Genomic DNA, 13,769 nt, shown 5'->3' on the forward strand with positions numbered 1-13,769 from the left:
ATGCCGGGGTCCCTCAATGAGGGGAATTGGTGCCTACGTTGTGTAAGTTTCGGCTGAGGCTTGTGATAGTGGTGTGACTGCAGTGACACGGGGTGTGCGCTGGTGAGCGGAGGTGGCGGTCTTGTTAGGACGGTGCGGGGGTCCGAGGGTGCCGCGCGTCCGCCGGGGACTCAGCGTGAGCACGCTCACGCTGGTGATCTTGTTCGGCGCCGGGGGCACCGGGCTCGCGGCACCCCCGCCGCCGCCGAATCCCAGCGATTCCGACATCCAGGCCGGCAAGGCCGACGCGAACGCGAAGGCCGGCGAGGTCGGCCGGCTGACCAACCAGCTGGCCCAGGCCGAGCAGAAGCTCACGCAGCTGCAGGACGACGTCGAGCTCAAGCAGGAACAGGCCAACAAGGCGCTGGTCGACCTGCAGATCGCGCAGGACGACGCGGCGCAGGCGGAGAACGACGCGAAGGCCGCTCGCACCGAAGCGGACGCGGCCGCGGCGGCCATCGAGCAGGCCCGGGCGGACCTGAAGACCTTCGCCGCCGCCAGCTTCCAGCAGGGCAGCACGGTCGGCTCGCTCTCGGCGTACCTGAGCGCGGACAGCCCCAAGGACATGCTCGCCCGCGCGCAGCTGCTCGACGCCGTGGGCGGCGACCGGCTCAACGCCCTCGACCGGCTCCAGCAGGCGCAGACCGAGAAGTCCAACAAGGACGCCGCCGCCCGCAAGGCCGCCGAGATCGCCCAGCAGAAGCAGGACGCGGCCCGCCGGGCGAAGAACAGCGCCGACGCGGCGCAGACCACCGCCGAGCGTGCCGAGGACGGCCAGGCCGCCCAGAACTCCCAGCTCGAGAAGAACAAGACCGACGTCGAGCAGCAGCTCTACGCCGCCCAGGCCAAGGTCGGCGGCCTGCAGGGACAGCGGCAGCGCTACCAGGACTGGCTCGCCCAGAAGCAGCGCGAGGACGAGGAACGCGCGCGTCAGGCCGCGCTCGCCGCCGCTGCCGCGGCGGCCGGGGGTGGTGGCCGTCCGTCGGGCGGACCGGCGCCGTCGGCCCCGGCCGGCTCGTCGATCGAGGCGGTGATCGCGCGGGCGATGTCCAAGCTCGGGATGCCCTACGCCTGGGGCGGCGGCAACGCGAGCGGCGCGACCCGCGGCATCCGCGACGGCGGTATCGCCGACCGCTACGGCGACTACAACAAGATCGGCTTCGACTGCTCCGGCCTGATGATCTACGCCTTCGCCGGGGTCCGCTCGCTGCCGCACTACAGCGGCTACCAGTACTCGTCGGGACGGCAGGTGCCGCTGTCCCAGATGCGCCGCGGCGACCTGCTGTTCTGGGGTGGCCCGGGCGGCATCCACCACGTCGCGCTCTACCTCGGCGGCGGGCAGATGGTCGAGGCGCCGCAGTCCGGCCTGCGGGTCCGGGTGGCGCCGGTCCGCTACGGCGGGATCATGCCGTACGCGACGCGGCTGGTCGGCTGAAACTCGCTCGACGGCCGCCCGGGACCTCGCGAAGATCGGCCGCGTGGACGACGAACTGAACGCGCTGCGGCGCACCCGGATGCGCTGGAACACACCGCTGTCCGAGCCGCACGCGGAACTGCTGCTCGACCGGATGGCCCTGGGCGAGGGCCGGCTCGTCGACCTCGGCTGCGGCTGGGGTGAGCTGCTGCTGCGGGCGGCCGCCCGGGCCCCCGGCCTGCGCGCGACCGGTGCCGACACCGACGTGACCGGCCTCGACCGCGGCCGGGCGGCGGCCGCGGCCCGTGGTTTGGCGGTGGAGTTCGCCGAGGCGGACGCCGCGACCTGGGCCGATCCGGCCGAGCGGGTGTTCTGCATCGGGTCCGCCCACGTCTTCGGCTCGACCACGGCCGCGCTGGAAGCGCTCGCCGGGGTGGTGCGGCCGTCCGGCCGGCTGCTCTACGGCGACGGCTTCTGGGCGGCGGCGCCCGGCCCGGCGGCGCGGGAGATCTTCGGCCCGGACCTGCTGACCCTGCCGGACCTGCTCGACGCCGCGGCCGGCGCCGGCTGGCGCGTGCTGCACTTCAGCACCGCCGACCAGCTGGAATGGGACGACTTCGAGTCGACCTCGCGGGCCGGCTGGACGGAGTGGCTGGTGGCGCACCCGGCCGACCCGCGGGCGGAGCGGGTCCGGGAGTGGCTCGACGGGCGGCTGCGGCAGTATGTCCGGGACTACCGGGGGGTGCTGGGCTTCACCTACCTCGTGCTGGGCCGCTAGGGTGCCTCGGTGCGCTACGCGGGGATCGTGGTGGCCGGTGGCTCGGCCCGCCGGCTGTCCGGTGTGGACAAGCCGGCGCTGTCGGTGGGCGGGAAACCGTTGCTGGCCCGCGCGATCCACGCCCTCGACGGCGCCGAGCGGGTGATCGCGGTCGGCCCGCGCCGGCCGGGCTTCGACGTCGTGTGGACGCGCGAGCCGGTGCCGGGCACCGGCCCGGTGGCGGCACTGGCGGCGGGCCTGGTCTTCGTGCCCGACGACGTCGAGGCGGTCGTGCTGCTGGCCGCCGACCTCCCGGGCGTCCGCCGCTCCACAGTGGACAGGCTGGTGGCAGCGGTCGGCGACGGCGACGGCGCGGTCCTGGTGGACGCGGCGGGGGAGCGCCAGTGGCTCCTGGGCGCCTGGCGGTTGCCGTCGCTGCGGGCGGCGGTGCCGGAGCAGGCGGAGAACGCGGCCCTGCGCCGGGTCCTGGGCGGGCTGGCGGTGGCCGAGGTCCCGGCGGAACGGGGAGAAGCCGACGACATCGACACACCCGAGGACCTGGAGCGGCATCGGTGAGGTGAGCGACGCGGCCATCGTGGAGGCCGCGGTCGCGCTGCCGGGCTGCGTGCTTGCGCCGGCCGCGCTGCGTCGGGGAGCGATGGTCGGGTGGTGGGGGCGGTATTGGGCCGCCGAGGTGCTCGAGGCGCGCCGGTGACGCGGGCTGCCGCTCAGCGGGACACCTCGGGCAAGGCCGCTGAGCCGGCCCGGTCGGCTGCCACGCAGCGCGCCGCGCCGCGCCACGCAGCGCGCCGCGCCGCGCCACGCAGCGCGCCGCGCCGCGCCACGCAGCGCGCCGCGCCGAGCTGCGCCCGCTGAGCCGGGCCGGTCGGCTGCCGCGCGCCGCGCCAAGCCGCGCCGAGCGCCGCCGAGCCGCAGCCGGTCCGCGAGTTCGCCGGCGCCCTGGCAGTGCGCCTGCATCACCCGCTGCACACCGACTTCCCGGCCGTGGCGAGGAACCGGCCCACCAGCCCGGCCCGCCGCAACCGCGAGCCGCCGCCGCCCAGGTGGCGCGCGATGAACAGCGCCATCGTGACCCCGGCCAGGTCCTCGTCGTGGGTGTCGGCGTACAGCCGCGTCTCGTCCCCGAACAGCTCGGCCAGTTCGCTGGTGTCCGCCGCGCACCCGATCCACGTCAGCAACGACGTGTAGTAGGCCGCGGCCCGGATCCCGGGCTCGACGCCGGCCGCGTCGGCCAGCCGGAGCGTGATCACCGTCTGGCGCAGGACCCGCTCCGTGGGGCGGCCCATGCCGAGGTCGGCCACCAGCGACAGGGTGGCGACCAGAGGTCCTTCACAGGTGTCACACCGCTGACCGTGTTGGCTGATCGTGAGCCGGGTGCGTTCGTCCGCGTGCCGGATGAGACGGCCGACCGGGGGCGCAGTACGGTCGCACCGCGTGATCACCGTCGCGGGGGCGGCGCACGAGATTTCGAGGAGGCAGAGTGACCGAGCCCGGCTACGCCGAGGGCGGGAACGGGCAGCAGCCCGCAACGCCGGCGCGGGACGCCCAGTTGCTGGAGCGGACCGTGTTCGAGGTCAAGCGGATCATCGTCGGCCAGGACCGCCTGGTCGAGCGGATGCTGGTCGGCCTGCTGGCCAAGGGCCACCTGCTGCTCGAAGGCGTGCCCGGCGTGGCGAAGACCCTCGCGGTGGAGACGTTCGCCCGGGTCGTCGGCGGCTCGTTCTCCCGCGTGCAGTTCACCCCCGACCTGGTGCCCGCCGACATCCTCGGCACCCGGATCTACCGCCAGGGCGCCGAGCGCTTCGACGTCGAGCTCGGCCCGGTCGTGGCGAACTTCGTGCTCGCCGACGAGATCAACCGCGCGCCCGCCAAGGTCCAGTCGGCGATGCTCGAGGTGATGGCCGAGCGGCACGTGTCGATCGGCGGCCAGACGTTCCCGATGCCGGACCCGTTCCTCGTGCTGGCCACGCAGAACCCGATCGAGAACGAGGGCGTGTACCCGCTGCCGGAGGCGCAGCGCGACCGGTTCCTGTTCAAGATCCTCGTCGAGTACCCCTCGGCCGAGGAGGAGCGCGAGATCATCTACCGGATGGGCGTCACCCCGCCCACCCCGCACGAGGTGCTCAGCCCGGGCGAGCTGGTCCGGCTGCAGGGTGTCGCGTCGCAGGTGTTCGTGCACCACGCCCTGGTCGACTACGTCGTGCGGCTCGTGCTGACCACCCGGACGCCGAACGAGCACGGCCTCGCCGACGTCGCCGGCTGGGTCTCCTACGGCGCTTCGCCGCGCGCGAGCCTCGGGATCATCGCCGCCGCGCGGGCGCTGGCCCTCGTCCGCGGCCGGGACTACGTGCTGCCGCAGGACGTCGTCGACGTCGTGCCGGACGTGCTGCGCCACCGGCTCGTGCTGTCCTACGACGCCTTGGCCGACGGCGTGCCGATCGACCACATCATCACGCGCGTGCTGCAGACCGTGCCGCTGCCGCAGGTCTCGGCCCGGCCGCAGGGCGGGGCCGGCCAAGGCGGCCCGGTCCCGGCGGGCGCGCCGGTCAGGTAACCCGGCGATGGCGAAGAACGAGAAGGGCCAGCGCCCTTCGTGGGCGCCGCCGGTCCTGCGCGGCGACCGCCTGGAGGCCGGGCTCCGCACGCTGGAGCTCGACGTCCGCCGCCGGCTCGACGGGCTGCTGCAGGGCAACCACCTCGGCCTGGTGCCGGGGCCGGGGTCCGAGCCCGGCGAGGCGCGCCCGTACCAGCCCGGCGACGACGTGCGCCGGATGGACTGGGCGGTCACCGCCCGCACCACGACCCCGCACATCCGCGAGACCGTGGCCGACCGCGAGCTGGAGACGTGGGTCGTCGCCGACCTTTCGGCGAGCCTCGACTTCGGCACCGCGCTGTGCGAGAAGCGCGATCTGGTGGTCTGCGCCGTCGCGGCGGTCGCCCACCTCACCGGAGGCGGCGGCAACCGGATCGGCGGCCTGATCTCCACCGGCGCCGCCACGACCCGCATCCCGGCGCGCGGCGGCCTGGCGCACGCCCGCGGGCTGGTGCGCAAGCTCGCCGAGACACCGCGCGCGGCCGAGGGCACCCGGGGCGACTTCGCCGAAGCCCTCGAAGCGCTGCGCCGCCCGCCGCGCCGGCGCGGCTTGGCCGTGGTGATCTCCGACTTCCTGGGCGACACGTCCTGGGAGAGGCCGCTGCGGGCACTGGGCGGGCGCCACGAACTGATCGCGATCGAAGTCCTCGACCCGCGCGACATCGACCTGCCCGAGGTGGGCACCGTCGTGCTGGCCGACCCGGAGACAGGGAAACAGCGCGAAGTGCACGCTTCGGCCTTGCTGCGCAAGGAGTTCGGGGCCGCGGCCCACGCCCACCGGCAACGGGTGGCGGCCGGCCTGCGGCGCGCGGGTGCGGCCCACCTGACGCTGCGCACGGACGCCGACTGGATCGCCGACATGGTGCGGTTCGTCGTCGCCCGCAAGCGCCGCTGGTCGGGGGGTGTGGCGTGAGTTTGACCGGGTTCGCGGCGCCGTGGTGGTTCTTGCTGCTGATCGCGGTGGCCGCGGTCGCGGTCGGGTACGTGCTGGCCCAGCGGGCGCGCCGGAAGCGGACCATGCGGTTCGCGAACCTGGACCTCCTCGAAAAGGTCGCGCCGAAGAGCCAGGGCTGGGTGCGGCACCTGCCGGCGGTGCTGATCGTGCTGTCGCTGCTGTTGCTCACGGTGGCGCTGGCCGGGCCGACCGCGGAACAGAAGGTGCCGCGCAACCGGGCGACCGTGATGCTGGTGATCGACGTGTCGCTGTCGATGGAAGCCACCGACGTCCTGCCGACGCGGCTGCAGGCCGCCCAGGAGGCGGCGACGAGCTTCGCGCGGAACATGACGCCGGGGATCAACCTGGGGCTGATCTCGTTCGCGGGCACGGCGACGGTGCTGGTCAACCCGACCACCGACCGCAACGGCGTGATCAAGGCGATCGAAAACCTGAAGCTGGCCCAGTCGACGGCGACCGGGGAAGGCATCTTCGCGGCGTTGCAGTCGGTGGAGAGCTTCTCGAGCGTCGTCGGCGGGGCGGACGGGCCACCGCCGGCGCGGATCGTGCTGATGTCCGACGGGAAGCAGACCGTGCCCGAGGACCTGTACGCGGCGCGCGGCGGCTACACCGCGGCGCAGGCGGCGAAGCAGGCCGGGGTGCCGATCTCGTCGATCTCCTTCGGCACCACCCACGGTTCGGTCACCATCGACGACAAACCCCAGCCGGTCAGCGTGGACGACGAGTCGCTGCGCGAGATCGCGCGGCTCTCGGGCGGCGACTTCTACAAGGCGGCCAGCGCCGAGGAGCTGAAGAAGGTCTACGCCGACCTCGGCGAGCAGATCGGCTACGAGCTCAAGGACGCCGACGCGAGCAAGCCGTGGCTGGTGGCGGGGACGTTGATCCTCATGCTGGGCGCGGCGGCCAGCTTGTTCTTCGGGCAGCGCCTGCCCTGACTCAGGCTCGGCGGACGCCGTACAGGCTTCCGCCGAGCAGGGTCACCCCGGACAGGACGCCGCTGACGAACGGCACCCACTCCGCGGCGCTCCCGAGCAGGACGAGACCGGCGACGCCGAGCACGGTCAGGACCGCGCCGACGACGAGGATCGAGCGGGCCTTCCACGCCGACGCGAGGGCCACGAAGTGCAGGCCGACGACCGTGGCGATCCACGCGACGTTCGCCTGGACCGGCGCGTCCAGCAGGCTCAGCACGAAGAACCCGGCGACGAGCAGCACCACCTCGCCGACGACGATCACCCGGTAGCTCGGCCCGAACACCGGCCGGTCGTCGAGCGTCGGCCGCCCGCCCGCGCGGACGCCGAGGACCACCACCGCCACCAGGGTGAGCACGGCGAGGGCGCGCAGCACCCAGCCGAGTGCCGCGGGGACGGGAGCACCGGAGTTGACCAGGACGAAGACGGTGCCGAACGCGGCGCCGATGAGCGCCCCCAGAAACTGCTGTCGCATCCGGCGAACCTACCGGAGGGCGCTCGCGAAGCCGTTCTGGCGCCAGGCCTCGTAGACGGTGATCGCCGCGGTGTTCGCGAGGTTGAGCGAGCGGCTCGTCGGCAGCATCGGCAGCCGCACGCGGTCGGTCACCTCCGGCGCTTCCTGCACCGCCTCGGGCAAGCCCACCGACTCCGGCCCGAACATCAGGACGTCGCCCGGGGTGTAGGCGACGTCGGTGTACAGCCGCGTCGCCGAGGCGCTGAAGGCGTAGACCTTCGCCGGCAGCAGCGCTTCCCAAGCCGCCACCAGTGAAGCGTGGACGTGGACGCGGGCCAGGTCGTGGTAATCGAGCCCGGCCCGGCGCAGCTGCTTGTCCTCCAAGGTGAACCCGAGCGGCTCGACCAGGTGCAGTTCGCAGCCGGTGTTGGCGGCCAGCCGGATCGCGTTGCCGGTGTTGGGCGGGATTTCCGGCTGGTAGAAGAGAACGCGGAACACGGGCTCAGTCCCCGAGCAGGGCGGCGTAAACCTTGCGGACGGCGTCCGGCGGCGGTGTGGGCCGCAGGCTCGCCGGGTCGATGAAGACGTACCGGAGCGTGGCCGCCGCCACGAGGGTCTCGCCGCGGCGGATCTCGAAGTCGAAGATCAGCGACGTCGTGCCGAGGTGGTTCGGGTACTGCGAAACGACCAGTTCGTCGTCGTAGCGGGCCGGCGCGCGGAACTTCAGGTTCGCCTCCGCGACCACGACGTCGGTGCCGTGCGCCAGGAATTCGTCGTGGGAGCCGAACAGGGCCTTCTCCGCCTCGAAGGAGCACATGTCCACATAGGCCAGGTAGTGGGCGTTGAACACGATGCCCTGGCCGTCGCACTCGTGGTAGCGCACGCGCAGCGGCATCTCGGCGATCGGGCGGCGAGGTGCGGTCACGTGCGCCAATCTAGTTCAGCCGTGTAAAGCCCGGTACTCGGCCGCCGCGCCCGGCTGCAGCGGGACCGGCTGGGTGCCGATCAGCGTCCGCACGTCGAGGAACTGCGTCCCCACGGCTTCGGCGGGCACCAGCGTGGTGGCGCGCTCGACGAGCAGCCGGACCACCGCCGCGGCGACGTCGTCGGGCAGCGAAGGCGCGCACACCAGCAGGTTCGCCACCCCGATCGTGCTCAGCGCCCCGACGCCGCGGTACGCGCCGTCCGGGACCTGGACCTGGTCGTACACCGGGCCGTACGCCGTGCGCAGCGCGGGCACCACCGAGTCCAGGGGCAGCAGCGCGATCGGGGTCGTCCGGGTCAGCTCGGCGAGTCTCGGCGTCGGGATCCCGCCCGACCACAGCATGGCGTCGATGCGGCGGCCGGCCAGCGCGCGGACCGCGTCCTCGAACAGCAGGTGCCGGGCGTCCACCGCGACGCCCGCCTTGGCGAACAGGCGCTCGCCGAGCTGTGCCGCCCCGGAGCCGCCCGCGCCCAGGGACACCGCGCGCCCGGCGAGGTCGGCCAGGCGGCGCACCGGGCCGTCCGCGCGCACGACGAGCTGCAGGTAGTTCTCGTAGACGCGGCCGAGCGCGAGCAGCGGGACCGTCCCGGCGAACGGCGGTCCCCCGCCGAGCGCGGTCTGGGCGACGTCGGCGAGCACCAGCCCGAGGTCGGCCTGCCCCCGCTGCACGAGCCCGACGTTGGCGACGCTCGCCTCGGTCGGGACGGCGGTGGCGTGCAGCAGCGGTTCGGCCCGGTTCAATTCGGCCGAGAGGAGCTGGGCGAAGGCCAGGTAGAACCCGCCGCGCTCGCCGGCGGCGATGGTGAGCGCGCGTTCCGGGCCGCGGTAGCCGGACGTCGAACACCCGGCCAGCGCGAGGCCGAGGCCGCCGAGCAGGGCCGTGCGGCGGGTGAGCGTCATCCCGGCACCTCCCGCAGCGGCAGCGTGACGCGGACTTCGAGGCCGTGGGGGCGGGCCTGCCGCAGCTCCAGGACCCCACCGCGGGTGCGCACCTGCTGGTGGGCGATGGCCAGGCCGAGGCCGGTGCCGCGCGGGGCGCCTTCGCCACCCGCGCGCCAGAACCGTTCGGTCGCCCGCGCTCTGTCCTGTTCGGACAGTCCCGGCCCGTCGTCGGCCACGACGAGCGTCGCGGTTTCCCCAACGCTTTCCCACTCGGTGGTGATCTTCGCGCCGCGGCCGGCGTAGTGGACGGCGTTGTCCAGCAGCACATCGAGGATCTGCGCGAGCTCGCCTTCCGGGCAGCCCACGGTCACCGGCTCGTCGTGGCCCGGCGGCGGCACGAGCGCCGAACCGGCGTCCTCGGCGGCCGGGCGCCAGGCGTCGACGCGTTCGGCCAGCACGGACGCGAGGTCGCAGGTCTCGTCGGCACCCCCGGCCGCGACGCGGGTCGCGGTGCTTTCGGCCAGCGCGAGCGCGAGGAGGCCGTCGAGCAGTTTCTCCAGGCGTTCCACTTCGGCGACGGTCGCGCGGTAAGTGGTGTCGTCGCCGTCGATCCGCCCGGCGAGGGAGTCGACCCGCAGCCGCAGTGCCGCCATCGGGTTCCGCAGCTGGTGCGAGGCGTCGGCGACCAGCCGGTGCTGCTGCTCGGCGGCTTCGAGCACGGCCTCGGACATCCGGTTGACCTCGGCGGCCAGCGACCGCAGCTCGCGCGGCCCGGTGCGTTCGGGGACGTGCGCGCGGTGGCCGCCCGCCACGGCCAGCACCCCGGTCTCGAGCTCGTGCAGCGGCCGCACCATCCACCGGGCCAGCACCACGGCGAGCAGCACGAACACCATCGCGACCAGGACCGCGCCGACGCCGATGGTGCCCCACCGGGTGGCGACGTCCGAGGCCGCCGCCGTCACCGACGCACGCAGCACGACCACGCCCGACACGCGGGTCCCGGTGCCGACCGGGCGGACGAAGTAGGCCGGTTCGGCCGACCACGGGTCCAGCCGGTCCACCCGCGGCGCCGGTTCGTTGCGCATGGTCGCCTCCACCAGCGCGCGCACCGCGGGCTCACCCGCGGTCAGGCCGCCCGCCTGCACCAGCGGCAGGCGCCGGCCGTCGACGATGACGACGCCTTCGCCGTACAGCCCGGCGTAGCCCTCCGCTTCGGCCGCGAGGGCCGCCGGGTCGTGGGTGTCGACGGCCTGCTGGGCGAGCACGACGAACCGGTCGACGTCGGCGGTGCGGGAGATGACCAGCTGCTGCGTGCGCTGGTCGGCGGTGGCCGTCAGCAGCGGCCCGGCGAACGCGGCGACCACCGCGAGGGCGAGGGCGACCAGGACCACCAGCAGCCGGGTGCGCACGGGTCAGCCCCGGCCGAGCCGGTAGCCGAAGCCGCGGATGGTGGTGAGCAGGCCCGGCCGGTCCAGCTTGGCGCGCAGCCCGGTCAGGTGGACGTCGAGCGAGCGCGACACCGCGAGGTAGGCGTCGCCCCAGACCTCGTCCATGAGCTGCTGGCGGCTGACCGCGGTGCCGGGGCGGACGGCGAGCACGGCCAGGATCTCGAATTCCTTGGTGGTGAGCCCGACGTCGTGCCCGGCGACCAGGACCCGGCGGGCGCCGAGGTCGATCTCGACGTCTTCGACGCGCACGACGTCACCAGCCGGGGCCGCGCGGGCCACCGCCCGCCGCACGACGGCGTCCATCCGCGCCAGCAGCTCGGCCAGCCGCACCGGCTTGGTGAGGTAGTCGTCGGCGCCGAGCCGCAGCCCGCGCACGACCGAGCGCTCGTCGCCGCGGGCGGTCAGCACGATCACCGGGACCGGCGAAACGGCCCGGATCTTGCGGAGGACGTCGAGGCCGTCGAGGTCGGGCAGGCCCAGGTCGAGCAGGACGAGGTCGGCGGTGCGGTGGTGGTGCAGCGCGTCGGCCCCGCGGGCGACGCTGGTGACGGGATGACCGCGCGCGTGCAGCGACTCGGCGAGCGCGCCGGCGACACCCGCGTCGTCTTCGACGAGGAGCACGCGCACGGCCATCCCCCTGTCAGTGGTCGTCTTCCCGGCGCTCTTCCAGCTCGGAGGTCTTCGACGTTTCCCGCATTGTGCCGTAGACGATGAGGGACACCAGGACACAGCCCGCGACGTACCAGAAGAACACCGGTTCGTGCCCGGCGCTCTTCAGCGCCTGCGCGATCAGCTCGGCGGTGCCGCCGAAGATCGCCACGGTCAGCGCGTAGGGCAGCCCGACACCGAGGGCGCGGATCTTCGTCGGGAACAGCTCGGCCTTCACGATGGCGTTGATCGAGGTGTACCCGGCGACGACCACCAGCCCGGCCAGCACGAGGAAGAACGCGCCGACGGGGTTGCGGGTCGAGCCCATGATCGTCATCAGCGGGACGGTGAGCAGCGTGCCGCCGATGCCGAAGAACAGCAGCAGCGGCCGGCGCCCGATCCGGTCGGACAGGCGCCCGAACACCGGCTGCAGGACCGCGGCGACCAGGATCGCGCAGAACAGCACGATGGTGACCTGCCGCCGGGGGAGGTGCGCGGTGTTCTCCAGGAACTTCTGGCTGTAGGTGGCGAAGGTGTAGAAGCCGACCGTGCCGCCGAGGGTCAGGCCGACGACGAGCGCGATCTCCTTGGGGTACTTGGCCAGCGCGCGCAGCGTGCCGCGTTCGCCTTGGCTTTCGCCCGCCTCGCGCTGGTAGCTCTCGGACTCGTCCATGCCGCGCCGCAGCCACATCACGGTGAGCGCGGCGACCGTGCCGACGCCGAACGCGATCCGCCAGCCCCAGGACGTCAGCTGCTGCTCGGTGAGCAGCGCCTGCAGGATCAGCTGGAGACCCAGCGCGAGCAGCTGGCCGCCGTAGAGGGTCACGTACTGGAAGCTCGAGTAGAAGCCGCGCTTGCCGGGAGTGGCCACTTCGGACAGGTAGGTCGCCGAGGTGGAGTACTCGCCGCCGACCGACAGGCCCTGGATCAGCCGGGCGGTGAGCAGCAGGATCGGCGCGGCGATCCCGATGCTGTGGTAGCTCGGCGTGACGGCGATGAGCAGCGAGCCGCCCGCCATCAGCGTCACCGAGAGCACCAGCGCGCGGCGGCGGCCGAACCGGTCGGCGAACCGCCCGAGCATCCACCCGCCCAGCGGCCGCATGAGGAACCCGACGGCGAACACGGCCGCGGTCCCCAAGAACGCGGCCGTGGTGTCGGACGTCGGGAAGAAGGATTTGGCGAAGTAAGTGGTGAACGCCGCGTAGGCGTACCAGTCGTACCACTCGATCAAGTTGCCGATCGAGCCGCGCAGCACGTTGCCGATCACGCGCTTTTCGCTGACGGCCGGGGCGGCGCCATTGAGCCGGGTTGTCATCGTCGACCTCCTGTGTTGCGACTCACGGTGACCACCTGGCCGGGTGCCCGGCAAGGCCGGGAGGCAGTTCCTAACACCGGCTTAGGACGGTGCCGTTCTTCGCGGACACAGCTGCTCGGCTAGTCGGCGGGCCACTCGTACGACAGCTCGTAGCGGTCGGCCGCGAGCACCATGTCGTTCATCTCCAGCGGAGTGCCGTCGACGCCATAGGCGACGCGGGTGACGGTGATGACCGGGACACCGCCGGCGAGCTGGAGTTGCGTCGCCTCGGCGGGCGTCGGCATCCGCGCGCCGACGTGCTCGGTGAACGAGCCGATCGTTCGGCCTGCCTCTTCCAGCCGCGCGTAGGTGCCGCCTTGTCCGGTGTCGACGTCCTCGATGGCGGTGCCGCGCGTCAAGTCGCGCGGGAGGCGCGACACCGCAAGCTGGACCACGAGCCCATCGGCGCGCATCACGCGGTCGCGGACGGTGACCTCGGTCCCTTCGTCGACGACGAGATGGGTGGCTACCCGGGCGTCCGCCGGCTCGAAGCGGATCTTGACAGAGGCCGACGGGGCGAAGCCGCCGGCGACGGCATCGGCGAGGAATGCGCCGTGGTTGCGCTCGCGTGCATCGCGGGACAGTCGCGACCGGGCGACCCGCTGAATGCTGGCAGGCGGGCGCACGAAGACGCCGCGTCCGTGCTCTGAAGTGACCAGACCTTCGCCGCGCAGCACGTCGACGGCTTCGCGGACCGTGGGACGCGAGACGCCGTACCTCTCGACAAGGTCGTGCTCGCTGGGCAACTTCGCGCCGGGTGCGAACTGGCCGGAGACGATCTTCTCGCGGAGATCGGCTGCGACCTGGCGAAAGGCTGGAACCCCACTTGTTCGATCGACCATGCCCTCAGTCTCCCACTTGCTAACTTGTCTTGACAAGTGAGCGGACCGGTGCGACTGTCAGTTGTCAAGACGCCATGACGAGTAGCGGTAGGGCAAATGATGGCAGCGGTGATCCACATCGACCCGGAGGCAATCCGTCCGGTTGTCGAGGGGGAGTGGCATCGGACTCGGCTGACGGGGATTCCCGCACCGGGACAAGGCATCACCATGCTGTGCGGTCTCACTGCGGTTGCCGAGTTCCGCCCGCTGTCCGACCGTCGGGCGCACGGTGTGCCACATCAATGCCCGCGCTGCGAGGCGCTCTACCGCCGAGAGCATGGCATCGCGCCGAAACCGGTCAGACGGCGATCGTGATGGGCGGGTGGATCCGCGACGACAGCGCGGAGGTCGTCAAGAACGAAGACGG

15 protein-coding genes are annotated in these 13,769 nt (G+C 73.1%); 6 read left to right on the forward strand and 9 right to left on the reverse strand.

From position 1 onward, the window contains the following. The first annotated feature begins 148 nt into the window (after positions 1-148). From C2L58_RS38990 to mobA, 3 genes are read left to right on the forward strand one after another with little or no spacing between them, the layout of a single operon-like run. Positions 149-1,474, forward strand: coding sequence for an NlpC/P60 family protein (locus C2L58_RS38990; RefSeq protein ID WP_103342631.1), 1,326 nt, complete (start codon positions 149-151; stop codon positions 1,472-1,474). Positions 1,475-1,517: 43 nt separating this feature from the next. Then, the gene (locus tag C2L58_RS38995; RefSeq protein WP_103342632.1) at positions 1,518-2,231 is read left to right on the forward strand and encodes an SAM-dependent methyltransferase; all 714 of its coding nucleotides are present in this window, start codon (positions 1,518-1,520) and stop codon (positions 2,229-2,231) included. A gap of 9 nt (positions 2,232-2,240) precedes the next feature. Then, positions 2,241-2,786 carry a molybdenum cofactor guanylyltransferase gene (mobA, locus tag C2L58_RS39000; protein WP_103342633.1) on the forward strand — a complete coding sequence of 182 codons (546 nt, stop codon included), beginning with the start codon at positions 2,241-2,243 and terminating at the stop codon, positions 2,784-2,786. A 401-nt stretch (positions 2,787-3,187) separates the two neighbouring features. On the opposite strand, the gene C2L58_RS39005 is transcribed toward mobA, so the two are convergent. Continuing rightward, positions 3,188-3,532: a hypothetical protein gene (locus C2L58_RS39005; RefSeq protein WP_233226186.1), complete on the reverse strand. Its 345-nt coding sequence runs from the start codon at positions 3,530-3,532 to the stop codon at positions 3,188-3,190. 179 nt (positions 3,533-3,711) lie between these two features. Between C2L58_RS39005 and C2L58_RS39010 the strand changes: the two genes are divergently transcribed. From C2L58_RS39010 to C2L58_RS39020, 3 genes are read left to right on the forward strand one after another with little or no spacing between them, the layout of a single operon-like run. Next, complete coding sequence (locus tag C2L58_RS39010; protein WP_103342634.1) at positions 3,712-4,785, forward strand: AAA family ATPase; 1,074 nt, start codon at positions 3,712-3,714, stop codon at positions 4,783-4,785. Positions 4,786-4,792: 7 nt separating this feature from the next. After that, positions 4,793-5,737, forward strand: a complete 945-nt coding sequence (locus C2L58_RS39015; RefSeq protein ID WP_103342635.1) for a DUF58 domain-containing protein — start codon at positions 4,793-4,795, stop codon at positions 5,735-5,737. Beyond that, complete coding sequence (locus tag C2L58_RS39020; protein ID WP_103342636.1) at positions 5,734-6,714, forward strand: VWA domain-containing protein; 981 nt, start codon at positions 5,734-5,736, stop codon at positions 6,712-6,714. The genes C2L58_RS39015 and C2L58_RS39020 overlap by 4 nt, the downstream gene beginning before the upstream one ends. A 1-nt stretch (position 6,715) precedes the next feature. Here C2L58_RS39020 and C2L58_RS39025 read toward each other — a convergent pair whose 3' ends face one another. From C2L58_RS39025 to C2L58_RS39060, 8 genes are all read right to left on the reverse strand, one after another. After that, on the reverse strand, positions 6,716-7,225 hold the full coding sequence (locus C2L58_RS39025; protein WP_103342637.1) for a hypothetical protein: 510 nt from the start codon (positions 7,223-7,225) through the stop codon (positions 6,716-6,718). Positions 7,226-7,234: 9 nt separating this feature from the next. After that, complete coding sequence (locus C2L58_RS39030; protein WP_103342638.1) at positions 7,235-7,702, reverse strand: tRNA (cytidine(34)-2'-O)-methyltransferase; 468 nt, start codon at positions 7,700-7,702, stop codon at positions 7,235-7,237. Positions 7,703-7,706: 4 nt separating this feature from the next. Beyond that, positions 7,707-8,129 carry an acyl-CoA thioesterase gene (locus C2L58_RS39035; protein WP_103342771.1) on the reverse strand — a complete coding sequence of 141 codons (423 nt, stop codon included), beginning with the start codon at positions 8,127-8,129 and terminating at the stop codon, positions 7,707-7,709. A gap of 15 nt (positions 8,130-8,144) precedes the next feature. Beyond that, the gene (locus tag C2L58_RS39040; protein ID WP_103342639.1) at positions 8,145-9,089 is read right to left on the reverse strand and encodes a TAXI family TRAP transporter solute-binding subunit; all 945 of its coding nucleotides are present in this window, start codon (positions 9,087-9,089) and stop codon (positions 8,145-8,147) included. Further along, positions 9,086-10,480 carry a sensor histidine kinase gene (locus C2L58_RS39045; RefSeq protein ID WP_103342640.1) on the reverse strand — a complete coding sequence of 465 codons (1,395 nt, stop codon included), beginning with the start codon at positions 10,478-10,480 and terminating at the stop codon, positions 9,086-9,088. Before C2L58_RS39045 ends, C2L58_RS39040 begins: the two co-directional genes overlap by 4 nt. Positions 10,481-10,483: 3 nt before the next feature. Beyond that, positions 10,484-11,152, reverse strand: coding sequence for a response regulator transcription factor (locus C2L58_RS39050; protein ID WP_103342641.1), 669 nt, complete (start codon positions 11,150-11,152; stop codon positions 10,484-10,486). Positions 11,153-11,159: 7 nt separating this feature from the next. Next, positions 11,160-12,482: an MFS transporter gene (locus C2L58_RS39055; RefSeq protein WP_103342642.1), complete on the reverse strand. Its 1,323-nt coding sequence runs from the start codon at positions 12,480-12,482 to the stop codon at positions 11,160-11,162. A 119-nt stretch (positions 12,483-12,601) separates the two neighbouring features. Further along, positions 12,602-13,363: a GntR family transcriptional regulator gene (locus tag C2L58_RS39060; RefSeq protein WP_103342643.1), complete on the reverse strand. Its 762-nt coding sequence runs from the start codon at positions 13,361-13,363 to the stop codon at positions 12,602-12,604. Positions 13,364-13,769: the final 406 nt, after the last annotated feature.

The sequence above is a fragment of the Amycolatopsis sp. CA-126428 genome (genome assembly GCF_002904335.1).
In the GTDB taxonomy this organism is placed as follows: Bacteria; Actinomycetota; Actinomycetes; order Mycobacteriales; family Pseudonocardiaceae; genus Amycolatopsis.